This window comes from Lacinutrix neustonica (assembly GCF_026625145.1).
In the GTDB taxonomy this organism is placed as follows: Bacteria; Bacteroidota; Bacteroidia; order Flavobacteriales; family Flavobacteriaceae; genus Lacinutrix; species Lacinutrix neustonica.
Genome location: NZ_CP113088.1, coordinates 621479 through 646610 on the forward strand (window position 1 = coordinate 621479; position 25132 = coordinate 646610).

Consider the following 25132-nt stretch of genomic DNA (forward strand, 5'->3'; position numbering starts at 1 on the left):
TTCGTTTTTACCTGTTAATCGAATCCCTGGTATCGTACTTTCTGTAGCATCAGTAATATCACCGAAGCTACTAATAAAGAGGTTACCAAACCGGAGGCATCGATCTTAACATCTTCTATATCTGAGATGTTTTGTAGAATAAAACCAGCGGGCACTTGTGTATAAGGTGCTCCATCATATGTATAACTCCATTGCGCAATATCGGTAACGCTAACGCCTTCTGGTAGATCGACACTAACGGCAACATCGTACACATTGGCAAACTTGGCACTTACTACTTTAATTTCAAATTCTGTAGCTTCACAAAGTTCTACTTCATCTTGTACTCTATTTACTTCCCAATCTAAATCACCTGTCTTATAGCGAAGTGTTACAATATCTTCAATAACACCAAACTGGCACGATAAAACACCGCGAGTCGGTAATTGAGTTAACCGCCAAAAGTTCGGTGGTCTCATCGTAAGAAGTGCCTTCTAATGGAAATGTATCACAAGACCAGCTGGAAATGAGATTAATATTTTGTGATATGTCATTCTCGCAAACACGATATTCGGCAATTGGATAGATCGTTATACAGGTTTGAGCTGCAATTCGTGTATCTCGCATACGAACTAACATATGGCTTGGTTTCCCGGATCTTGGATTGATTGGGCCGTAAAATGTAATATCTTCATCAGGAATCACATTACCTGCCTGATCTTTAGCTCCAATTAAAATTGTACTTTCATCTGCTGCATCTAATTCTAAGGCAACCCAAGGGTTCCCAATGCTATAAAAGAAACCTACTGCATTATTACAAAATTGAACAGGCCAATCTGTAGTGCGCTCGTAACCCTCCTGCACCTCATTGGGAGATACACTAAAGGGTAAATTATAATAATCTCTTAATCGAATTGTATTACTAAGGTTCTGAGAAGCAAAATAATCTATGATTACTCCAGGTTCTTCTAAGAGATCCTGATAATATAAATCTGAAGTAAACATTGTAGTGGTTCCAAATGGAAGGGTTGTATACCCTTGATCACAATCAGGCTCAAAAGTACGGTATGCAACTGTATAAACACCGGAACTTTCTGCACTTGGAACGACCACCTCATTTAAGGGTAAGTTAACTGCATTATCTTGAATCGTATACTCTGTAATAGGTGTGTTACTTGACGGAGTTCCTAAATTATAATAATGTGCCGAATTAGTTAGGGGGTTATCTTCGCGCAATTTATAACCCGATGGTAGTGTATAAATAGATTCATCAAAAATAGCTAAAGGACGGTATTCGTTTATAAAATCATCTCCTCCCGTAGCCGATGTAAGACGTAAATATGCAAAAACATTACTAAACCCTGTACAGCCAACACTATTATTTTGGTATACTTCAACTGAAACATCAGGGATATACAATGAAAAATCTGCACCCATTGACGTACCACAGCTTTCTATAACCCCCCCGTTATTAGTACCTAAAAACTTCCCTCTAAAAACAGGCAACTTGTGAACGCCTTTTGATAATGGAATATTGGACTTCTTATCTAAGACTAATTCCAAACCTCTCAACTCTAAATTAATACCTGTCCCGGAGACTGGGCTTACTGAAACGGAATAGGTATATGTAATTCTATTGTTACCAATATCCACAACAGGATTAGTTAGCGCATAACTATTACCATCGACTAACAACTCGCCATCATTACTGTGACTAAAAAAAGCTGTAGTGGCATCTTCACGGCAAATTATATGCAAAAGAGAAAGAGAGCTGATTGTATGTTTCATTATCATCAGTACTCAATGTCCCTAATCCGCTAAACAACACCTTATCTAGAGGGTACGCTGCATTTAACTCAATTTCCGGTGTATTTGCTGTCACCCTTGGAACGGAGCCCAGTTCGCTTTTAGAATAATAAGTTTTACCATTATATCCTGCAACATAACCAAACGAATTTCTAGTCACCTCAAAACTCTCTGTCGAGAAATCGCATATATCGTCACCTGAACCGCCTGGTCCTCCAGGATCTGTTGTACAACGTTCAAATGTTGTAAAAATCAAAGCATTTGTAGATGCCATTTCTAGCAATTCTAAACTGCTGAAACCCCCACAAACATCAACATACATTTCCCAATCAACAGGTCCTATGTTTTCTACCATAGTATCACTACATCCTACCGTAACATTTACTTCATATCTCCCTCTTGGGCCACCACCACCACGAACTTCATATTGATTATTTCCTATGGGTACTGCTGTAAGGCTTACTGCATTAGCATCATTACCACTCGTAAAATTGTGCCATGTAACATTATTAATAGTATATCCTTCAGGAATGGTAAATCTTGATAAATAATTGTCTATGGGTGTTAATACGCCTAGGGCTAAATTATCTCTAAACATATAAAGATAATCCACAATAAAAACAAAGTCTTCTGTAGCTCCTGTCGCTAATTGATCTGGTACAATATCATTTACTGAAGTCCGATATGAGGCTAGATTAATTCCTGTTCCTGAAGAATATCGATTTGTACTATTACACATGTTTGAGTTACCATAAATACTGTTTCGGTAAGCTGTTCATTATAGATATTATCTATGTATGTTGTATCAAAAGGTAATATCAATTCTACAGATACAGTAAATGTGGCACCTACTGGAAGATCATCATACACACCATCCTTATCGATGTCCTCTAATCCAACTCCAGGGCCATCTGGATCACTGCTAAATAAACCATTCGCATTCAATGAAAAATCATAACGCGTAAAACTTGTAAAAACGGACTCCGGTAATGCTACACCATTAATTTTAATACTATTTGTTCCTAAATTTCTAAAAATCTCTGAACTTTCTGTTAATTGCAAATTAAACCCTGTATCGGCTTCTGCTATAATAGAACCACTACCCACATTCGTATATTCGTATCGCAATTGTATTGGATCTCCACATAAATCTCCTGATTTAACCAAAAAAGTACGAGATGTGAAACGTGGTACACCTTGCACAAAACTTATATAATTAATGGAAGTCGCATCTTGGTCATCTGTAGTTTCGCAAAAGGAAGCTTCACAGCCATAAACAGCGGTATAATTTGTTTGCATAGCATCATTACAATCATCTGCATCTAAAGAAACCGTATCGATAAATGTGAATTTCTCATTCTGTTCAAACTTATTATCCCCATCACCAATGCTTGAAAAGTCGGTTATTATATATTCTAATCGTAATAATCCGTTACCTAAAGGAGAAGTTATTGCTGTTCCTACTGGGTTTAGGACTGACCCAGTAGATAAACGGAGTTCATTAAAATCTATATTTGCATCATAATCAATATATAGACGGTATTCATTTAACGCACCCAATCCACTATTTGTCACCTCAATTTCTCGATTTAAAACAGTACCATCTGCATCTTTTTCTAAAACCCCCACCTGTAGGTTAACATCTTCATCCTTTACTTTAACAAACAACTCAGGGAAATTTATATTGTAGGATTCTGACGCTCCTTGAATACTCTGGATTGCACCATTATTTATACTGTAAACCAAGTTATTCACATTTGAAACCGTAAAAACCCCAGTATTACCCATTACAAGGTCAAATTCTGTAAGAATAGTACAATTACCTTTTGCCGTATAGGTAAATGTAGAACTACTATTACCATTAATATCCGGAATTTCAAAAATAGGTTCAGTAATTGAGCCTTCATTTGCATACTCAGAACTTTCTAGCGTCATTCCATTAGGAAAATTTGAAGTATAGGTAATACCAGTTAATGTACCGGAATTGCTATTTGTAATTTTAATCGTAAACGTAATGGCATCACCACAAACAACTAAAGCAGTATTACTAGAAGTTTCAATCAATACATTATCTCCGGATTGACTATATCCTAATAAGGATAGACCTAAAAATAATAATGTGTAAAAATTTTTCATAAATCTTGTATTCCTTATTTCTCTAATTATCTTATTTCTTTACGATAGGTATCTAACACCTCAAAATTATAATCCAGCAACCTGACTTCTATAAATTGCTGGCCTATATCTCGGCTTGCCATATGTATTATTCACTACTAACTTTAGCTGGTCCATGTATACCAAGCGTTCGACATCATTAAAAAATAAATAATAGTTATTATCCGCTTTTTTATTTATTATCGCCTCATAACTCGCCATCAAACCTTCTTCTTCAAACAAATCAATCTGAATAAATTGAATGTTTATTACTTCATAAAAATTAAAAGATATTTCATACACTCCTTTGGCAGGCACGTGTACTTCATAATCGAAACTATCGTTCACGGCTGTAAGAAAAACTTGAAAACAGCAACACAGTAATAGCTATATATATATATCGTAAATTCATGGTTTTACTATTTTTATTAATCATTGGGACCAAAATTTTTGTTAATACCTACTTTAGGAGACTCTACCTTTCCTGTCGGGTAAGTATATTGTAGGTCATTTTCATCCTCTTCCTCCTGTGAAACTGTTTTAATTAATGTAAGTGTTTCTTCAACGTCAAAAACGGTATTAAGATTTCCAATGTTTGCAAAATCAGTTATACGATATTCAAATCTCAAAAATTCTCGGTCCTAGTGGGGAAATTATCCCCATTCCTATGGGGTTCAACAACAATTCTTCTCCTGTACTTGTAACTAGTCTTAATTCTTTGACTGTACTATTAACATTAAAATCAATAAAAAGCCTAAGCTCTTCAAGAACCTCCGGACCGAATTGGTGATTGTAATATTTTTATCAAAAACGTCTCCGTCATCAATAAAATCACCAACTTCAAAAAACACGCTTCCTTGTTGGTTTGACGCAGAGTAAGGCTCTTTGCTATTGAAAACGTAGTCACTTCTTTCTACAAATGTATCTCCCGGCCCATCTTCATTGCTTCTATTTACATAATCGTTCTGATCTGTACAAATCTCAAAATTTTGTTGAATCCAGGTACCGTAAGACCTATCATAAACATATACTGCCTCGTTGGGAAGGTTTTCACTGTTATAAGTGAGATCAGGGTTATAATTGCCGAATTGATCACATTTACTGGGCACATCTAATTTAACCGTCCATTCCATTGCCTGGCTCCATCTGGTAAACTGTGCATACGTAAGGGATTGCCTAATATCCCACATAGTTACAAATGGATATCCCGAATTATTAAAAGAATATTTATTTAAACCATTAGTTCCAATAGGTTCTATCAATACCGCGGCATCAGTTTCTGTCGTAATTTTTGTTAACGGATCAAAATAATTAAGTTTTTGAGTAGGTTCTCCTGCTTCCCCTTGTCTTATTGACAAAGGATTTACCACTGGGCCTGAAACACCAAAATCGGTAGTACTTATGTTTATTGTAAATTTATCCAATGCCGTTGGATCTGTTCTATTTATTCTTGTTGGTGCTCCAAGTAGCCTACAGCTTTCATCCACACAAGCAAATGTATCAATCTCACATTGATTCTTACATTGTTTAATCATTTCTTCAACTAAGACATCTATATCTGCTTCCGGAACAATATTATCATTCGGATCAATTTTACATAATCCTATTTCATAACATCTGTCTAGGAAAGTTTTTATTAAGGTAGCTTTAAATTCTCCTTTACGATCTTCACAATTGTTGTTACAGTCATCGATCATTTTAGCGGCTTCATTTTCGACAAGACTAATGCCATCTCGGCACTTTTTCTCCAGCCAAACTTGTAAACCATTCATCTTGAGGTCTCGAAGCCAATGGTTCCATACTAGACAAACTCGTTGTAATATAACCTCCAACTGGATCAAAATCTACAAAAAGATTCACCGATAAGTATTCTAAAGTGGTCAAAGAACCTTGTTGAATTGTAGGATCATTAAACTCAAGGCTAGAATTTTCAGGCTCCAAACCGTAATCGGGGTTAATTACATAACTATTAGCTTCATAATAATTTTCGCAATTAATAGGCACGAGACCTGGTACCACCTCTTCTCTATAGCTTTTTAATAATCCATAAAATGTAAAGCGTTGTTCGCAATTCCAATCGCTTTTTGTTTCCTCGCAGATTAAATATCCAACACCACAGAAATTACAAGGAATAGGATCACCGTTAGCATCCTCTCCACAACAACCAAATTCTTCTCCTGTTTCTTCATCAATACATAGATTTGGATCTCTATAACAAGTTTCACCTTCTAAGATTGGGAATGCACCATCTTTATATTCGAAATATTTAAAGGCAAATACAGGATCTTTAATGAATGGAAAAAACTCTGCTATTCTCCCAGCCCATACATTTTCCGGAACATTATTATCTATCTCTTCTTGAGAAGTAAAAATGTAATCGCCATCTATGGCTAAATCTCCATTTCCATCAGCAGTAGGATTAATAGAGAAACTAACCCAATCAATATTGCCATCTCCGTCTTCTATTGCAGGGTAAGAGAGTCTATTTCGGTCGTAAAGCGTATATGCTTCATTGGTTTTCGAATTTGTTCTACTCACAAAATCCGCATTAAAATCACTAAAATTTGCTTCCGGTTCATCTTTTGTTTGATCTATAATATCTCCAAAAGAGTAGCCTGTACATTTTAGAAACGTATTAACCAAATTATCAATTTCATCGGTTGCCTGATCCAATGCAGAGCCATTTCCATTGACATTTTGTTTTCTCATTTTCTTGATCAACTTAGGTTTAGAAATCCATCTGATAATAAAATTATTAATGTTATCAGATAAATGGCCATTACTATTACCGCCTCTATCATCATAGCTCTCTGCTACATTACCGTTACCATCTTCATCTAAACCATAAGCGCTAATACACAATCGATTTACAATCTCAATGACTATAGGTTCCCAACAATCTGCTAGCTCCTGTGCAGTATAAGAGGCTCCTGGAAGAAATACTTTTGCTTGAGGAAAATCACAAACCTCATACAGACTATCTGTTGGAGGTGCTTCTGTATTTCCAACAACATCCCTGGGACATTCTTGGCTGCCATTATTGTCTGTAACCATATGATATACCATTTGATTTAACAATCCTGGTCTATGCCATCCCCGCATAGAACTATAAATTTCTTGTGCTGCTGCTTCTAATGTATAACTAGAATCTCCAGCACTCTTGCATTCGTAAAGCATTGAAATCGCATAGCCTTCAAAATCAATAGGGTACGCCTCTGTATTTAATAATTCAACAGTATCATCATCATTTTGATCGTATGTAAAATTTTTAGTATCATCAAGTATAAACCTCGGGTTGGGGTTTATCCAATTGTTTGAGTTGACTGCAGTTAACGGATTTGGATCAGTAGCATAATATGCTGTTGATTCCGAACTTGATCTTGTAGCGACACTTGATTAGTGGCATCGTACCCTTCTAAATATGCCGTTAATGCCTCCGGAGTTGGTGTTTTAAAAGGAGGTGTGAAAACGATAGGAACAGTAAAATCACAACAAGGAGTACTAAAATTAACCTTCACCGGCTTTAATGCGCCCAAAGTACTTGTTTGACTGTAATCAATTGGTTGGAGTTCTCCATTCGCATCAAAATAGAAGACTGTTATGCTATACTGGTTTTCTCGCCCTATATAATAATCTAAAAATTCGTCATCTGCTTCGGGATCACTAGGATCCTTGCTTGCAAAATATATAGATTCATTTGAACAACCATCACAATTAAAATTTACGGTGGAACTAATTTGACTGTTATAAACTAATTGTCCAAAGTGAAAGATATCATTATATAAATACTCCATTTCCTCCTCACAATCAATTTTATTAGAAAAATTAAGGATCCAATTAAAAAATGGTTTTATTAATTTATTTAAACTATCCTCAGCATTAACAACCTCAAGTTTTATATTATCGCTTGGAACCAATGTTTTCTGAACATAATAAGTGCCGGTGTTTAAGATAATATCTCCAAAATCTACCATGACATTATCAATATCATCATCTGTCGTATCTGTTAAATTTTTTAATGTGGGTTCTTCAAAACTATGAATTACCACTCCCGATTCAATATCGAAAATTTCTATTTTTAGTCTATAATCGAGATCAAAAGTGATGTCACTACATAATCCATCAAGAATTTGTTTCGTAATTGTATAACTTAAGTTAATACTGGTATTATCTTGAAGTATTGTAATGCGTTTGGATGACATAAATCCATCTGAAGTCTTGACATTATTAGTAATTCTATCCATAATACCTGAAACAGTATTATCAATGCTTGTCCCTTTTACACTATCTAATATGTTAGAGTCTTCACTAAAAGTTAAACCTGTTGCTATTGTATTGCCTTCTTTGGTTATATAACTAACAGATTTGGTATTATTTGGGTCTATTGTGATAATCTTGGCAACGTTTTCGTGATTGGGCGCCTCATCGCCAAAAAGCTTTACTAATTCGTCTTCTGTAGGAGTAGCATATAGCGTACGTGTGGTTCTAGTATTTCCATCCACCATATTACCAATCATGTGAGTTTTACCTACACCGGATTGCTCCACAACTCGATCTGTACCGTCATTACTAAAAATAACTCTAGTAAATGGAAAGCCCTGTGCGTCCGGAATTCTTTTATCTGCATTTGCACTGGTATAGTATTCAAAGGCTCCTGTAGCATCTATCATATCCGGAGCATTATAATTATCTAAAGCATCATTTTCGTTATCTTCATCAAAATTCTGTGCCTTATATAACTCTTCACTCGCTGTGGCAAAACTTTCTTTGTATTTATAAATTCTTTCTCCCACTACAGGTACTGGTAAAGTATTTAATGTTGGTCTACCTGAATAATCTAATACCGTTTGCGTTATTACTTTATAGTTTTTAGACGGGATATAACGTTGCGTTTGTTTAACCTGGTTAAGCGAAGTAGCATAAGTAATCTGTTCACTCACTTTATTATCTTCAGTAAAAACTCTGCTATATTGAAAATTCTTAGCATCATCTCGGATCTGTAAAGAAAAACACCTGATCACTCACTGTTAATGCGTTAAAGGTACACTCCGTACAAAATCCATAATCCGGTGCATTCCATGCTCCCCAGTTTTGGTCATTTCCTAGTCCATTTTCGTAAAACGTACCAACTGGTCGTACTCTCCAGGCATAATAACCCTGTCCTTCTCCCATTGTTAAATCAATTGAGGGATTAGAACCTTCTACGTAAAGTGACAATGCCTTTTTCCAATCAATATTAGCGGTAATATTTAATTCATTGTCTACGGTGTCAGGATTAGTATTATATAGTCGTAAAACTTGAAATTCATAACCTGGTGCTTCGCAGCTATTTTCCCATTGGAAAACTACAGTTTTGGATTACGGAATTATAGTATAGCTTAAATTATCAACGATATTATTAGTAATATCAATTCCATAATTGATCTCATAATTGAGTCCTATTTTTAGATCCGTAGCTGGATTTATCATGGCTGCGGAATTAGTTACATTGCGAACAGTACCTTCTACACCAATCACTTGATTAGTTAAGTAGGAAAAGCCAGTACTATTGTTATCTCTATCGATATACTGATTGAGATCTAGGTATATGATACTTTCTCGGTTTATTATTATTTAATTCTACATTAAATGATATTGAAGGATCAGATGATGGGTCATTAGTTAATATTCGAATATCCAAGTCCATTGATATCTCAAATGGTATTCCGAAATCAGTGTTTCCAAACTCATAGTTTTCTCCTAAGTCCACTTTTATCCAAGCTTTGCCGTCTTTTGCATAAAAATTACTACAAGGGGTTAAAAAAATTAAATTTTCTGAGGAGGTCGCTGCACCCGAAGTAGGTACAGTAATCATAACATTATCTATGTACGTTCCTTTATCCTGAGAAAACAGAACATTACAATAAAAACATAGTAAAAGGGTAACTATACTATATAACCAATTAATTTTCATCTATATATTTATTTTTTATTATCTAACAAAGGCATCAATTCAAATTCCAAAAATAATTTGACGTCTTTAATGGTTTATTTTTTTCTATTATCAATTATTTCAAAACCTTTGTATGGCTGCTTTAAGCTGGAACCCTTGAAAATATATTCTAAGGGCTCTTTTATTTTTTTTGTGCTTTGAAAATTAAGAATCTCATACTTCACAATCTGCTTTTTAATTTTACTTTTTGTACTAAAACGATTTTCTACACTAAGCACTCTCTTTTGAATTTCATCGTATTCTAGTACTTGCTTAGTAAGCCCTGTGTTTTTCTCAAAATCTTTCCCTGGAATTATAATTATATGAGCTATTTCGCCTTTAGAACTACAACTAAGATTTCACGGACGATTTAAGCAATAATCTTTCAATTTCAAGAAATTTATTATATGAGTTGTTCTCTGTAAATAATCTTGGATCAGAGTTATTCCAATAAATCTTACCTACTTTAGGTAATACTACAAACATATTCTTGTCGTTGCCATAGACCTTCATATTCTCATCATCCATTACGATCTGTTTCTCACTCATCAACATATCGGTATATGTAGTTGTTGTAGGAATGTTGTAGGATTCAAAAAACTCAGTTTTTGTTGTATACCTCATATGATAGACCTGACTGGATTTAGGAGTCGAAACTTTTTCCATGCCATCCAAGTATTCTAAAATTTTATTCTTACAATTTACATCAGTTTCATTTTGGGCGTTGCCAAATTCCATCCAACACATTGCAATCAATAAGAGTATGCATCTAAAGTTCATCACGATTTTCTTTTGGTAAATTGTACTGTGTTTCTGTTATTACTTTTAGTCCTCTCTCTGTTTCAATGAGTTTTCTTACTAATTGTCCTTCTCCGTTGTATTGATAGTAAAGCCCAAAATGTTGATCATCAAATAGTGTAATTAATCGAAGTGACTTCACATCGTAAACATAACAGGTTGTTTGTGACTCTTTTGGATTAAACTTGATGTCATCTATATATACTTGAGGATTATCGAAATTTAACGATACCTGAACCATCTGATCAGCAACAAATGATTGTGGTGAAAGAAATACTCTATATAAAGTCCATGCTCCTGTTTTGGCTACTACTTACGGTGCAAACTGATTTCCATTAATTTCTACCTTTGGATTTATAAGTTTCTCATCGGATTTTGTCCAAAACTTAAGCCACCCTCCTGTGGTAGATAATAGATCTCTTGCGATAACGTTATTTATAATATTTGCTCCGCTAGTAATTTGTTTAGAAAAAATTCCTGAATGAGCAACATCCTTTATAAGGTTGGTCTCTATAGCTTCTTTGTCTTCAAAATGTTCAAAAAACATCTCATCATAAGTCGAGTTCTTTGATATCATTGTAGGTAGAGTAAAATTATATCCATATTTAGAAGCGCTATATACGCCAAGGACGTCAATCTCCTCCAAAGCACTACCATTTGGTGAATACTTAGTAACTTGATTTAACTTAACCCATCTTTCTTCCTGAGTTGAATTGTTAAATGCAAATGGAATGAAATCTTCTATGATTCCTCCTTCATATATTTTTCCAGCATCAGTTAATCTATTTGATGATTTCTTTACGTCTCCTTTAAATGCATAACTCTCGTGCATTCTAAATACCGAAGGGGAACCTAATGTACCATATACATCTTCCACGCTTTGATTATTAATCCAGGAAGACACATTAGCCAGTTTAGCAAAGGTATTAGCACCAGCAGAAATGACTTTATCTGTTTTAATAGACCATGTACCATCATCATTAATAGGATTGGCATCAGCACCATAAGTGATAATTTGACCGGAGCTCGCTAATAATTGATTTGTGTTGAATTCTGAAGTAGACTTCTGTCCCATTTCAGAATAATTCCAATGTGCAGGAATATTTAGATTATAGATGGATCCATCATGCTTTTGATTAGACTCAATCAATGCAATATTATGATAGGCATCATAGGTCTTAGTTAAAACTGGACGTCCAGTCGCGTAATCAAAAGCAAGGTTTTCTGTAGTCGATGCAATATTATCTGTATAAGAAACTACTTTCTTCTGTATCGCAGGGTACTTAATAACTTTTGATGTAGCATATTTTGTTAAAAACTGCTCATTATAGTTAAACACTAATGAAAAGGACACAAAAATAGGGGGTGGTAATGTTAAACCGGCACTGACATCAATTTCAAAATTAAAGTCTAAATTTTTGGTTTGTACCAAATATCCTTCCTGAGTAACATCCATTTCTTTGCCTGGTACATCCCATACATAGGTACCCTCACCTTCCCCATTAAATGTTTTTAATTGTCTTACTTTTTCTCCGGGTTCATAATAGTAAAAATCCTGACCGGAAGAAATGTAGCTAGTACTACCTGATGCATAAGTCCCTCCATACGTTCGCACAGATCCGGGAACACCATGCATACCATTCTGTATAAATCTAAATCCTTGTGACGCCCAAGCTTTGTCAAAGCCATAACTAAAGTAAGGCGTTGGGATACTTAATCTATCGTTATGTAAATTATCCTGTAACACGGTATACGAAACACCTTTCTCTCGGACGATTGGTTGCAAAATCAAATTTTCTCTCATCACCATCTAAAACCTGATAATCATACAACTTATCATATGGATACTCCTTACAAGTAAAAAATTCGTGTACTGTATATCCTGTACCAGTCTTTCCCGTATGAATATTTTCTACGACAACTCCGGAATGACTTACAGTAGCTGATGGTAAAAGTGATTCTCCAATAGGTCCTTCTGATTGTTCTTTATCTTTACCTACGATTAATCTATTGATCCAAGACTGATCTTTTTTAGGCATGAATTCTACTAAAGGATTCTCTTCCCTCATTTCCTGTGGCTCATTAGATGCCACTCCACTAGATCGGCCATCCTCTAATTCATAGCGATACTCTTGTCCGTACGTAGCTGCATCTCCGGATTCAATACCTTTATCATGCATTAGAATTTTCTTAACTCGTACTCCACCTCCTCTTTTTGCTTTATTTAGGGGGATTTTGATATATGACAAACTTGGCTCTAAACGCATACATACATTTTCTTTCCGAGGAAAATTGGTGTCTACGGTTCCATCTCCTAGTGCATTCATACCGTCTTGCGCATATTCTAAAGCATCTAATGCTTTATCAAGACTTGTACTTCCTATATCGCCACATGCAGTCAAATCATTTTCAATGGCATCTTCATATTTTCTTTCAAACTCTCCTTCACATCCAGCTGTATATTTGCCCCATCGTTGGGTCACATAATAATCATAACACGCTTGTCTAGGCGTTAGTCGATAATTGTCATCTTCTTGTGCGTTCTCTGTAAATCCTTCCCCTACGTAATTAGGTTCTAAAGGATTAGTTAATCCTTTTAAGGTAATTTGAATAGAGTTACCATCACATACAATATTTTTTACTTTTGCATAACCTGAAATATATTCCGATTTACATCCATCTAACCCCGGTATATTGTTTTCTAATGCATACAATAGCTTAAAATAAATTCGCTTTCTTACTTCATCCAAATTGTCGGAATCCGGTCTTCCTTCTAAGAAATATTCATTTACTTTTTCGCAAAGTCCATCAGAATATCCCCCAACATCAGATAAATCCAATGTATAGGTAGGATCTGTGTATGTATTAGAAGCACTCGATAATCGAACCATTGCCATGGCATCTCGATCTTGTACATATAAATAATCTTTACTTTCATATTCCACTAGAATCTCACCTCCGAGATGGTAATACAATCTGTTTTAATTGCCAAGCAGCAGGATCGAATTCCTGTTCGGAATATCTCCTTGATACGGCCAGGTTATTAAATTAAGGTGTCTATTGGTAGCGCTATTCTCACTCCCCATACCATCAAATTGATTAAACCCCCAAGGATCCAAAAGATGAGGGCCATAATCAGGGTTTTGTGCTGCTAATGAATAACTTGTAGTGTTTTGATGATTATTTGTATATTGATATCCAAATTTATAAGAGCTAATTCTAGCATCTACTACTCCTTCAAACTCTGACCAAACTTTCTTTAGTGTTAGCTTTCCACTTTCATTGGAAGTTTTATTTCCTGGGAAATTACCATTAATATTGTTTGGTAAATTTTGAACTAGAGAATAATCGTATTGAAAATTGGTTACTTGAAGCGGAATTTCCGGACGTGCTTTAGAGAACAACACAATCTTTTCTAAATATTCTAATTGATCTACTCCTTTAAGACTCTTATTAAGTGGGTCTGACGAAGGGTCTTCAACAGAAGTAAGTTCAGGTGCTCCTAAACCATCGTATCTGTCTTTAAGTGAACCATTAAGAAATTGTGCTATATCTCCTGAAACTCCAAATCTAGCAGCATCAGATTTATTTGTTACAAAATACGCTACATGCGTTTTTGTTTCAACCTTTTTTAGGTAGTTGACTTCTTTTTCTCCTGTATTTACATATCCAGTATCATCTTTAACATCGGATATGGAATTTTTACTGTATAGCAATCCATTGTAAGGTATTCTCCATCGATACCATCTAGCCATGTCACTATCTTCTCCATATCTTTTATGATATTCAAAAGCTGTCCACCCTCCAAAATCGTCATCATCTGGTCCCTCTTGACCTAAATCAATATAATCTGGGGTAGTAATTAACTCTAAAAGCGAAGTATTCTCGTACGGCACCTTTTTTATTTCTCCGGAAACTGTATTTTGATCACAGGTATTTACAATATATTCATTTGACAAATAGGTTTTTGTGTAGGCTAGATAATTATTCTCTATATCATCATTTTCATTAATACCGAACGCTAAGGACGAAACATTTCTCACCTTTATGGGTTCTGTATACTCATATTTAGTCCCAGCTTCACTGTTAATACCAAAACCTCCATCGTCCATTTTTTCTATAAACGAAGATGAATTCATAGACACATCAGTGTTATCTTCTTTAAAGGCGTTTACATCGTTTACATTCTTTTGAACTTGTTTAATTCCTGGGAAATCTGGATTTGCATTTAATTCTACGTTGGCGATTTTATTATTGGCAAAAGAAACTTTACCTCCTAAATCCCCATAGAATCTATAGTTTATATTATCATGAGTTTTGCCTCCAATATCAGACCTCGCCTCCATTTTTGAAGTATTACTACCAAAAGAGAGATTCACTCCAACCCCTACATTTGTACCAATCATCCCTTCTACACCAACTCCATATGTCCTTATTTTACTACTTCCTTGTTCATTAGAAAATGCTCTTGGTCCATCGGCATAGGCTCTAAAGCCCCCGGACAAACCTTCTCCGGATAAGGAATGATTATCCGGACTACTGTATGGAATACCAATAAAGAAATCTCTTTTATCAAATGGTTGTGCTTTTTCTGTAAAATGATCGGCTCTACCTGCATTAGAACTTCCTAAATAACCTGTTGCTTCTATTGTTTCATAAGGAATAGAATTATTTACACTAAAAGTTCCTATATATCCCCGTTCTACTGCAACGGGAATAAAAGCAGGATTGATCTGTAAACCATAACTTAAATTCACATTCATTCCTTTCATCTTCGTTAAAGAAACCGATTGTCCTACATCTGTAAACGTTTGCAATCCAAATAAAGAAGCAGCATTGAAATTACCATACCCTCCTCCATTAACACCTGTTTTAACAACTATTTTCTTGTCTTCATCCTGATTCTTAGTCTTTTCTTTATTATCAGGGTCTTCTTTTTTAGTCTTTTTCGGCCATCTATGTCTAGAATTATCTGGTTTCTGTTTTTTAAATAGGGTAAATGGATTAATGCTAGCACTAAACGTAACCCCCGTTTCTGATCGGTTCATAGATAAACTAGCACCGCGATTTAGACAATCCGATAGAGGATGTTTTTGAGATTCCTTGATAATTATTATAGCGTACATATTTACTAAAATTCAGCCCAAAAACACTTTTGTTATAGACCGCTCCACTCTCAGCATCACTATCTTCAGCTCCTGCGCTAGTACCTCCGCTGCTACCTCCATCTTCCGATGCACTAAACACTTCTATATTGGTTTTTTTAAGACCGGACATGGTCCAATTAGGACGTGTTTTATTATATACATCTATGAGTGTATTATCATAACTATCTGGATTACCTCTTACACTGGTATTAATGGCTCCGGGATTTAGTGTCCATCCATGACCTACCCAAGAAGACTCTTCTTCTGAGGAGCCACCACTGTGATATGATAATGACATAGCGTACCCACCACCATCTGGTCCAGGAATTTGAACAACAGGCAAATTATAGGTGAAATTGCCTGTAAATGGATCTACCAAATTAGTAGTTGCAACGGGTTCGAAACTGGAAAACTCCGGAGAGCTCGGACCGAAGTCAGTGCATATAATCCATTAATTGAAGGTGTAAAAATCCCTATCAACATATCAAATAATAATATGTAAACGGTTACCTTAATATGTTTTTTACTTATAGTAATCATAAGTTTACTTATTTAAAAAATTTAAATTTGGAAGTTGGTCTATTTTTTTTTTATCAAATACAAAATGAGAAATTCCTGTATCTAAAAAAATATCTTGAAAAACAATATCAAGTTTTTCAGAATTTAATATTTCTCCTTGGTCATCAGAAAAAACCATATAAATAGATTTCTTATTGCGTATTTCATACATGTTTTCCATAGTCGTTAATACGGGATTGTATTTATGCCCTGAACTCGTTTTAAGGAATATCACATCTTTAATATTAAAACTTAAGTCTTTTATTCTTTGACTATATTCCGCGAGGTTAAACACTCCATACTTTGAAGCATCTACACTTTCTTCTTCATGATTTATTGTCAACAAAAATGTCCTTGACTTATTAAATAATTCTAAGTAATCATTATAAGTTTTATCGCCATTATTATCATCCTTGCTCAGTTCATTCAATGCTAAATACTCGGGTGGCAAATATTTTATAGATAAAACAAAACCATTTGCGGCAGAAACCTTCACAAAGCCATTTTTAGATTCACTTAACCATTTCAATAGCTCTTTTTCACTGTTTACGGATGAAGTACAACTGACAAAAAGGAACAAAAAAACAATAATACTATTTTTCAATACCTTCAACATATTCTTTGTTTAAGCCTATAATTATCATATCTGTAATGTCTATTGCCTCTGAAGCATACAAGACATTGCCTGAAGAGGTAACTCCTGTAATCATGTCGATGCCATGTCTTTTTGCATATCGTTCAATAAAATCATTTACCTTATTATAAATACCTTTTAATAATAGTTCTTCTTGTTTAACAGCCTTGTTTTCAATAGACTTTCCTAGCTGCATGGTTTTTGCTTTCAACATTTCCAATTCTTCTGTCTTAATTTCAATAGCTTTCTTAGATAATTTCGTTGAAAGAATTTTTAGTTCATTAGATTTAGATTCATATAAGGCTTTTTGCCTATCAAAAGAATCGCTCATTTTATTAATCTCAATCTCATACAAGTCTTGAGCTTCAATAAATCCCTGATACTTTTCCAAAACGGTTTGTGTATTTACTAATGCTATTTTCTTCGAAGTTCTTTGTATTAAAAAAAGATACCCTATCAAAAAAAATAAAATAGCGTAAACCAAATAGTGCACATTATTACTTATTTTCACTTAACTAAATTTTTATGAATAATTATGAATTGAACTTAATGATAAACCTAACCTGGCTCCTTAACCAAAAAGTGACCCTTAAATAATTTTCCTTGAATTCTCAATACAAAATTATAAGACCCAAACTCAGTTAGCATATTATCAACAACAAAACCATTTATTGTTGAACTTGGCTGAACAACAAGATTGACGTTCGTTGGTGAAATAATTTCTAACGTAGCTCCTAACAAATCAATATTTTCGTTAACACTAACTGTTAGTGGTACTGATGAATCGTACTGAACGCCATTAATTAGATTTATTGTGAATTGAGGAATAGCCGTAGAACCTTCATTCATGAAACTAATTTTACTATTTTCTAAAAAATAAAAGTCATCAGAAAGAACTAACCAAACGCCATTACTTAATACTTCAATATTTGATACTTCCCCTCCATTAACAACAAATCTTAAATTAAGTTCTGACGCTTTTTCTGACGGGTTTACTTTTATAAATACTGTTTTATCAATGCCATCATCCACTCCTAAAGCAATAAAAGATTCACTATTTTGTTTTCCACTTATGAGGTTTGAAAGAGTTAAGTCACTAGTTATAATATCATAAATTGTATCCGGAAGATTAGTTGTGTTTATATAGATTCCATATTCGTTTTCATCAGGACAAACCTTAATCAATGGGTTCAAATAATCATTCTCTATCGAAGTATAACCACCTTTTCCAGTAACTCTCCCTCTACTATCTACAATAGGAAGGCCAGTACCCAATACACCGTCTTTATCCTCATCGGAATATCCCGCCTCAATAACGTCATTACAATTATCACCATCACTATCTAAATCTAGACTATTTATAATACCATCATTATCCGTATCTAAATTTGCTACTGAACTAATTGTGAAATTAGAGAAAATTGATATTCTATTCCCTCTATTATTATAATAACCAGAATGATGTCTCTTTCCATGTCGTCCCCCTTTGAAACCGCGAAAAGAAGTATCTAAATAGAAGTCTAAATCCGGACCTACATCAAAGCTCTTTATTAAAATTTTGTTCTGAAAAAATTTTAGTTTTCGGTTGTTATACACTATTTTAAAAAGATCTTTCTTTTTAAAATAGTGTATTTCTGTTTTTTCAACTCCGTTTGAAAAAATTTTGAAGGTGTTGTTTTTAAATAAGAAACCATAGTCCACATCTTCATAACTAATACCATTTTCTTCGATTCCAAATCCAATTATGGCATCGTTTGACCCGCGTACATTAAATGTCACTTTATAGCTATTATTGAAATCCAATTTTGAAAACGGAATAGAATTAATAGTGTTACACCAGTCACTACCGCCGGACCTGAAAATGATATTATTGAATGATGACTTTACATTGATTCGATTTTTCCAGCGCGTTAAATTTTCCTTTCTTTTATTATTTTCAATGGTATCTAGAATACCATCATTATCATCATCCAAATCTTTTCTGTCCATTACTCCATCCCCATCAGAATCAACCCTACTATTATTCTGAGCAAATGAATGGCAGGTTACAAAAAATATCAAAAAAAAGTATAGTAATTTCTTTACCATATATATAATATTATTTAGTTCGAATAATTATAATGTTTCTTAATTGTGATTCTAAGAACTCATAAGAAGCTTTTCGATAATCAGTACTTAAGTTCTATTAATGCGAACAACATTGCTTAAATCTAAATCAAAAAAATTAACATAAAATAATGTTAATTTTCAAGCGGCAAACATACTTCTTTTTTTCAATTTAAAATCTTAAAAAGGTAGGGTATTTCCTAAATTATATTTTTTAAGTTAGATCTTGAGACGTAAAAAACTAAATTTCAGATTGTTATATGATTATGTTTTATTTTTTTGTGATGGATATACTATCAATGCAAGTATTTAAAAGTAATGTCAACTATAACTATATTGTACTATCAGTGATGAAAACTCTATACTCAAAACCAAAATTATATCCATAAATTAACTCATAAGCAGGTTATTAAAAACTAGGTGCGTAATTCGGTGCGTATTAAATCACATGGGGCTGCAAACCCTTACAAAATATAGAAAATTGAAAATATGGATAGTTCCTCTTTCTCCGCAAAAGGAAACCCACAACGAAAGTTGTGGGTTTTTTATTTTTAAAAAGTTCTGAAGCTCGCTTCATAGGATTTTTGGAAATGAAAAACCAGCCACGCGCTTTTCAGCGGGGTGTTGGGATCTATGCTTGTAATGGGTTCCTATTTAGGGATCATAAAATAATCCCTCTTTCTCCACAAAAGGAAACCTACAACGAAAGTTGTGGGTTTTTTATTTTCTAAAATGAACGAAACTTGTTTCTGTGAAATAGAGGAAATATAAAATCAAACACGCGAAGCGGGGTTAGGTCTCTATGCTTGTCATGGAATTCCTAATTGGAATCACGAGTATCAACGAATAATCCCTCTTTCTCCGCTTAGAGATCACCAAATCTTACTAAAAGCACATAAACATCATGTTCAAGGGCCTTTTTTATTTTCATCTATATCAAACAAAACCATATAATATTAAATAAAAGGAGCTAGATGCTTGTCTTTATGGTCTGCAGCAAGTCGCAAGTATCGCATACCCATACGGCTAAAATTGTAATCGAAAGTTTTCACCAAAATAACAACGCTACATTAAAGAAGCAAATGACCGCAGATAGTTATGCATCCTATATGTCCATACTAGGAATAGTTGCTACTGGAGATCCTAAAACGCAAACTTATAATTTTAAAGTTTTGGAAGAAACTGTTAATGGCGATATTGCCTGCGTAAAGTTTACAACCGTCTATTTAGAGAAAACTGAAACATTTAAGATTCTTAAACAGGATGGACAATGGAAAGTTGCATTGCAAGGTGTTAGGTAGGATGAGCCTTTTTAAATTGAAAGAGATTTGTTCATTTTAACCCAGTTCTTTGTTGTGGACAGTTATTAGTATCTTGTTTTATTCGCGTATTCATCAATTAATAGCACCACTCAAAATTTGATTTTTTTCACCTAAAATAAAGTTGTTTAAGGGTTTAGTTACAGTTTAAATTATCTCTTACAAGTTTTGAAAATTCATTCATAACTAAATTTTGAGCAGGTCTATCAATTATAGAAAAATCTGATGATTTATTCCATTGCCAAATAAACAATCCTGAAAACCAGGATTCACCCCAAACTTCCTCAAAAAAGGCTTTAAATGCAAAGTATTGTGTCTTGTTTGATTTTTTTCTAAAAAAGCGTTTGATAGTATTAGACCATTCCCATGGTTTTATCGTTGCATAACTATCATCCCGATAACCAATTTCAGTAAAAAGAATAGGTTTGTTAATTTGTTTACTGGCCCTTTTTAATATGGTTATGTGTTTCTGCCATCCATTTTTGATTTGAGAAAGCTCAGGTTCTTCATTAGTTGTCAATGGATAATAGGCTTGAATTCCAATATATTCTAACGCGCTCCAAAACTCAGGATTAAAATATTCTGTATCCCAATTCATTGCATAAGTTAGTTGGCCATTGTAAATCTTTTTTATCTCTTTTATTAATTCTAACCAGTGTTGACTATGGTCCGTAAGTGTTTTATCTAGTTCAGTTCCAATACAAAATAACTCAACATTAGTGTCCTGGGCAAATTTTGCGTAGAACAAAATTATCTTTGAATAGGATTCAAACCAACTATTCCATTTTTTTGAATCTTTAAAATTTATATTGTTTCTCCAACCATTCGATACCCATAAATGAGGTTTTAACATGACATGAATATCTTTTGAATGCAGTTGATTAATAGTCTTTACATAAGCTGAATCTCTTTTTGACCAATATTCTTTTTTAGATCTTATCTTGATATCATCTTCGTTGTCCTGATAAACAAAAGGATGCAAAGCCACCCATTCTACATTATTTAAAATAATAGTAGACATTTTATATTCAGTATTGCTATTTAAACCAAATATACTAGCTCCTCTTATTTTAAAATCTTGCTCATAGCAATTCTTGGAAATAGGGCTGTAATTATATGCGGTAGAGTTTATGACGTTAAAATTTTCGTTGTTGTTAAATTTATTTATCGCGTATAAAACCGCTGTGATTAGGAATAAAGGTAGTATTGTGATTTTAAAGAATATGTTGAAGAGCTGTCTCATGCCTCCCACTCTATAGATTTCATAATGCTTTGTAATGTAGAAAAACAAAAACGCAACCAAAAGGAATGAAACATGAATTAAAGCAAGTCCTTGAACCGTTGTGAGTACCGTTAGTATTACTTCTAGTGGTTTTGTTTCAAAAAACTTAATTAAAATAAAAATGAGCCATATAGAAAGGTTTAATATATAAATTAAAATAATTTTTTTTAAACTATTACTGTTTGACAAATATCCAGTAAACACCGACATCTCGTTTTTTGAATTTATGCTATTTTATTTTTAAAGTAATTCTTACTGAAAAAAATACCACATAAAACAACTATTAATAATAAAAACCAATAGTAAATTTTTAGTGTGCTTTTAAATTCAGAAAAGAACATTGCATATAAAAACACCAATGTTTGCAGCATAATAATAGTTATAAAGAATGCTGTTTGCAGGTGTTTTGTTATTTTATAACCTAGCCAGCCAGCCGGATATGCCCCAAAAAAGGTGTACACCAGTTTTAAAACTAAAAACCATGTTTGATTTCGTATTTTAAAGTATTCTGATTGATTATTCGAAAGGTATTCCATAGATTGACCACTTACTATTTTAACGATTAAAAATTCAGTTCCTTCCACTATAAAAGTTAGAACCAACATTGTGGTAATAATTCCAAGTATTAGTCTTAAGATTTTCATTTCTTTTTTTGCTTATAATGTTTGATTACCGGACTAAAGTCTCTTTGAGAAGATGCCTCTAAAAACAACCTGAAACTTGATATATTAATAGACTCTAAAGTATTGAAATTAAAACACCCTTTTTGGAAGACAATACCTTTCGATTGTCTTTTAAACGTGTCTAAAACCTCAGGAAAGGCATACATTACCATCGAATGGTAAGAAAAATAATTTTTAGTCGCTGTTAAACCGTACTTAAATACATCATCCTGCTTGTAAACAAAAGCTTCTTTAACACTCATAATAGAACCTACTTCTACGGTTACCAATTTATCATAATCCAAAATAAGCTTATTTAATGTTTGGAATAGTATTCTACATTCTCTGGTTTGCTTGTCTAAAAATTCTTGAATAGTCATATATTATTGTGTTTTTAACCATGTTATAGCAGCCTTCAAAACCTCATCTAAAGCTGAGTTTTTATCTTCTATCACTTCATCAGGAATAATTCTGGATTTATAAATAGTTCCCTTTCTATCTGCCATATAAGTTGAAGAAAAAAACAGGTATGAACCATCAGGCAATCTGTATTCACCGTTACCAGTTGTAAGTCCATAGCTAGGTTGCCCAAAACTTTTTGTCTTTGCATTTCCAATAAATGAAATAATAATAATTTCTCCAGAGCTACCTGTAGAGCTACCATACAAAACAGCAATAGGAAGCTCTTTATTTAGTACTGTCTGAATTGTTGAAGCAGTATAATCTTCTTTCTGTGTGCGTTTAAAACTATTTCCATTTCCCCAATATTCTCGTTTATTATTGACATCAATAAGAAACCCAAGAGTGTCTGTAGAAAACAAAGGCGCTAATCCTGCTAGCATTGGAGACATATTACCACCATCATTTAATCGTAAATCGACAATAAAACCTTTTATTTTTTTAGCATAAAGTGTTTGAATTTGCTTTTGAATGGTATCTGCAAATGCGACTCTTAAATCATGATTATTTCCATGAAATCCTGGAACACTGATGTAACCAAGACCTTCCTTAATTTCCGATTTACTATATTTAATACTATTGTAGTCAACATTATTGTCTTCTGTATTACCTTCCCAATTTTCTCTGGCGTCAGCAGGCATAAAAAAAGCATGCTTATCTTCTATAGCATTGAGCATGTACTCAATAGCTAAATAAGTTTCTGCACCGGTTTTGGCATCACCCGCAATGTTGTAAGCTTTTTCTTTAATAGGTTCAATATTTATACTATTTTTTAATAATGAATGCATCATAATAGAATCTCCCGCTTTATCAATATAATCTTTAGCTAAAGCACTTGGTCTTCTGTCTGTAATTTCATCAAAACTCACTTCGACATTATCAAAATATGCAGTTCCTTGACCATAAGAAATAAGTCCGATTTTTATAATTTTTGCCTTTGATGTAAGAATTGTTTTAATACTCTTAGTTTTCCATTGTGAAGTACCAGTAACACTGTTAAAGCCGCCATATCCCATATCCACGCTTTGTAATATATTTTCAATACTATCATAGACTGTAATATTTAGTCCGGCACCTTTGCCAATAAGATTTTTTGATTTTATATCTGCTGATAGTGTGAAAACAACTTCATTAATTGGTTTTGATAAGGTATAGGATTGTTCTACAAAGCCAACACCATCTCCGTTATCAATCATCAATAGTGTGTTTCCTGATTTGACTTCTTTGAAAGGTATGATATTGCTGGAAAATTTATAATTGATTTCCCAATCACAAAAACCTGATTTTTCTGTTTGGCAAGTGTTTTCAAAATCCGATTTACAAAAGTTTTATTTTTTTGACAACTGTTGAGAATGAGCGCAATACTTAATATAATAGTTAGATATAATGGTTTTCTGAAGGACATGTTGTTTTAAGTTTAACGATTATCTAAATTTTATTTGGAACAGATATAGTATCGAGTAATAAGAGGCCGTCAAAATGTTTAGAAAGAATCATTTCATTATCACCACTCAAGTTTATAAATGTATCATTCACAATGATATCATTAAATAGCCATGTATTAAGTTTTGTTTTGCTTTTTGGAATATCTAAAAAATTGACATTACCTGCCAAGGAATTTATGATATGCTTGATGTCTAATCTTGTAAGGTCTCGGCACTGATAAACGTTCTGTTTTTCCGAATTATTGCTATAACTTCCTATTGATGCAAATACACCTAAACTGTAAATATCATCTCCATAAGTCGACTTTAAGAATTCCCCCATAACCTCTTCCTTTTTATTATACTTGGCTATATGAAAATTATGAGCTATTATAATTACTTTTTCATTTGGAAAAAAATTAGTAATTAACCATGATACATTATCTGCCATAGCACTATCCCGAGCTTTCCAACGTGCATTCCAATCTTTCGTTTTTTGCCAATCTAACATATACTTTAGAAAGTGTATTCTGTTGCAGAGCGTCCTATTAATTAGTTTATTGGATTTGGTTTCATTGTAGTCAGCATCGAAACGCATTTTTAATTGTTCATAATCAAAAATTAAATTTTGAATAGAAGTTTTAATGGAGTCATAGTGACTTCTTCGATTGGATAATATTTGTTTTGCTTCCGAAAATTTTACTTCGAAATTTAAAAGTTCTAAAGAATCTTCTTTACTGACTTCTTTGGTAGTAAATAACTGATTAAAATTATTTCCTGTTCTCTGAATGTCAAACCCAGCAACATTTATGTTATTCCTTTTCACAAACTTC

The 25132-nt window shown here is 33.5% G+C and carries 26 protein-coding genes; 1 reads left to right on the plus strand and 25 read right to left on the minus strand.

Annotation, left to right across the window (positions count from 1 at the left end; translation table 11 throughout):
* Positions 1-14: 14 nt before the first annotated feature.
* The 20 genes from N7U66_RS03400 to N7U66_RS03495 form a co-directional block, all read right to left on the minus strand.
* On the minus strand, positions 15-458 hold the full coding sequence (locus N7U66_RS03400) for a hypothetical protein (RefSeq protein WP_267677328.1): 444 nt from the start codon (positions 456-458) through the stop codon (positions 15-17).
* The gene (locus N7U66_RS03405) at positions 382-1737 is read right to left on the minus strand and encodes a hypothetical protein (protein ID WP_267677329.1); all 1356 of its coding nucleotides are present in this window, start codon (positions 1735-1737) and stop codon (positions 382-384) included. The genes N7U66_RS03400 and N7U66_RS03405 overlap by 77 nt, the downstream gene beginning before the upstream one ends.
* Complete coding sequence (locus N7U66_RS03410; protein WP_267677330.1) at positions 1718-2524, minus strand: hypothetical protein; 807 nt, start codon at positions 2522-2524, stop codon at positions 1718-1720. Before N7U66_RS03410 ends, N7U66_RS03405 begins: the two co-directional genes overlap by 20 nt.
* Positions 2476-3921: a hypothetical protein gene (locus tag N7U66_RS03415; RefSeq protein ID WP_267677331.1), complete on the minus strand. Its 1446-nt coding sequence runs from the start codon at positions 3919-3921 to the stop codon at positions 2476-2478. The genes N7U66_RS03410 and N7U66_RS03415 overlap by 49 nt, the downstream gene beginning before the upstream one ends.
* Positions 3922-3987: 66 nt before the next feature.
* Entirely contained in the window at positions 3988-4287 is a 300-nt protein-coding gene (locus N7U66_RS03420; protein ID WP_267677332.1) for a hypothetical protein, read from the minus strand.
* A gap of 80 nt (positions 4288-4367) precedes the next feature.
* Positions 4368-4568: a hypothetical protein gene (locus tag N7U66_RS03425; protein WP_267677333.1), complete on the minus strand. Its 201-nt coding sequence runs from the start codon at positions 4566-4568 to the stop codon at positions 4368-4370.
* A gap of 81 nt (positions 4569-4649) precedes the next feature.
* Positions 4650-5711 carry a hypothetical protein gene (locus tag N7U66_RS03430; protein ID WP_267677334.1) on the minus strand — a complete coding sequence of 354 codons (1062 nt, stop codon included), beginning with the start codon at positions 5709-5711 and terminating at the stop codon, positions 4650-4652.
* Positions 5662-7116 carry a hypothetical protein gene (locus N7U66_RS03435; RefSeq protein ID WP_267677335.1) on the minus strand — a complete coding sequence of 485 codons (1455 nt, stop codon included), beginning with the start codon at positions 7114-7116 and terminating at the stop codon, positions 5662-5664. The genes N7U66_RS03430 and N7U66_RS03435 overlap by 50 nt, the downstream gene beginning before the upstream one ends.
* Positions 7117-7268: 152 nt before the next feature.
* Positions 7269-8879, minus strand: coding sequence for a hypothetical protein (locus N7U66_RS03440; RefSeq protein WP_267677336.1), 1611 nt, complete (start codon positions 8877-8879; stop codon positions 7269-7271).
* A gap of 46 nt (positions 8880-8925) precedes the next feature.
* Positions 8926-9156 carry a hypothetical protein gene (locus N7U66_RS03445; RefSeq protein WP_267677337.1) on the minus strand — a complete coding sequence of 77 codons (231 nt, stop codon included), beginning with the start codon at positions 9154-9156 and terminating at the stop codon, positions 8926-8928.
* A 340-nt stretch (positions 9157-9496) separates the two neighbouring features.
* Positions 9497-9892 (minus strand): hypothetical protein, encoded by a 396-nt coding sequence (locus tag N7U66_RS03450; RefSeq protein WP_267677338.1) that lies wholly within the window; start codon positions 9890-9892, stop codon positions 9497-9499.
* 369 nt (positions 9893-10261) lie between these two features.
* A complete protein-coding gene (locus tag N7U66_RS03455; protein WP_267677339.1) occupies positions 10262-10690 on the minus strand; it encodes a hypothetical protein in 429 nt (142 codons plus the stop codon).
* Positions 10680-10949 carry a hypothetical protein gene (locus N7U66_RS03460; protein WP_267677340.1) on the minus strand — a complete coding sequence of 90 codons (270 nt, stop codon included), beginning with the start codon at positions 10947-10949 and terminating at the stop codon, positions 10680-10682. Before N7U66_RS03460 ends, N7U66_RS03455 begins: the two co-directional genes overlap by 11 nt.
* 72 nt (positions 10950-11021) lie before the next feature.
* Positions 11022-12494 carry a hypothetical protein gene (locus tag N7U66_RS03465; protein WP_267677341.1) on the minus strand — a complete coding sequence of 491 codons (1473 nt, stop codon included), beginning with the start codon at positions 12492-12494 and terminating at the stop codon, positions 11022-11024.
* The gene (locus N7U66_RS03470; protein WP_267677342.1) at positions 12442-13683 is read right to left on the minus strand and encodes a hypothetical protein; all 1242 of its coding nucleotides are present in this window, start codon (positions 13681-13683) and stop codon (positions 12442-12444) included. The genes N7U66_RS03465 and N7U66_RS03470 overlap by 53 nt, the downstream gene beginning before the upstream one ends.
* A 6-nt stretch (positions 13684-13689) precedes the next feature.
* Positions 13690-15756 carry a hypothetical protein gene (locus N7U66_RS03475; RefSeq protein ID WP_267677343.1) on the minus strand — a complete coding sequence of 689 codons (2067 nt, stop codon included), beginning with the start codon at positions 15754-15756 and terminating at the stop codon, positions 13690-13692.
* Positions 15757-15763: 7 nt separating this feature from the next.
* Positions 15764-16234, minus strand: a complete 471-nt coding sequence (locus N7U66_RS03480) for a DUF6531 domain-containing protein (protein WP_267677344.1) — start codon at positions 16232-16234, stop codon at positions 15764-15766.
* A 165-nt stretch (positions 16235-16399) separates the two neighbouring features.
* A complete protein-coding gene (locus N7U66_RS03485; protein ID WP_267677345.1) occupies positions 16400-16942 on the minus strand; it encodes a hypothetical protein in 543 nt (180 codons plus the stop codon).
* A gap of 64 nt (positions 16943-17006) precedes the next feature.
* Positions 17007-17558 (minus strand): OmpH family outer membrane protein, encoded by a 552-nt coding sequence (locus N7U66_RS03490; RefSeq protein ID WP_313791395.1) that lies wholly within the window; start codon positions 17556-17558, stop codon positions 17007-17009.
* Between the two features lie 47 nt (positions 17559-17605).
* Complete coding sequence (locus N7U66_RS03495; protein WP_267677346.1) at positions 17606-19108, minus strand: hypothetical protein; 1503 nt, start codon at positions 19106-19108, stop codon at positions 17606-17608.
* A gap of 1031 nt (positions 19109-20139) precedes the next feature.
* Here N7U66_RS03495 and N7U66_RS03500 point away from each other — a divergent pair.
* Entirely contained in the window at positions 20140-20454 is a 315-nt protein-coding gene (locus N7U66_RS03500; RefSeq protein WP_267677347.1) for a nuclear transport factor 2 family protein, read from the plus strand.
* A 154-nt stretch (positions 20455-20608) separates the two neighbouring features.
* Here N7U66_RS03500 and N7U66_RS03505 read toward each other — a convergent pair whose 3' ends face one another.
* The 5 genes from N7U66_RS03505 to N7U66_RS03525 all read right to left on the minus strand — a co-directional run bounded on the left by N7U66_RS03505 (position 20609) and on the right by N7U66_RS03525 (position 25125).
* Positions 20609-21958, minus strand: a complete 1350-nt coding sequence (locus N7U66_RS03505) for a glycoside hydrolase family 113 (protein ID WP_267677348.1) — start codon at positions 21956-21958, stop codon at positions 20609-20611.
* A gap of 20 nt (positions 21959-21978) precedes the next feature.
* A complete protein-coding gene (locus N7U66_RS03510) occupies positions 21979-22398 on the minus strand; it encodes a hypothetical protein (protein ID WP_267677349.1) in 420 nt (139 codons plus the stop codon).
* Complete coding sequence (locus N7U66_RS03515; RefSeq protein ID WP_267677350.1) at positions 22395-22796, minus strand: hypothetical protein; 402 nt, start codon at positions 22794-22796, stop codon at positions 22395-22397. The genes N7U66_RS03510 and N7U66_RS03515 overlap by 4 nt, the downstream gene beginning before the upstream one ends.
* Before the next feature lie 3 nt (positions 22797-22799).
* Positions 22800-24071 carry a S41 family peptidase gene (locus tag N7U66_RS03520; RefSeq protein WP_267677351.1) on the minus strand — a complete coding sequence of 424 codons (1272 nt, stop codon included), beginning with the start codon at positions 24069-24071 and terminating at the stop codon, positions 22800-22802.
* Positions 24072-24303: 232 nt separating this feature from the next.
* Positions 24304-25125 carry an erythromycin esterase family protein gene (locus N7U66_RS03525; protein ID WP_267677352.1) on the minus strand — a complete coding sequence of 274 codons (822 nt, stop codon included), beginning with the start codon at positions 25123-25125 and terminating at the stop codon, positions 24304-24306.
* Positions 25126-25132 lie beyond the last annotated feature (7 nt).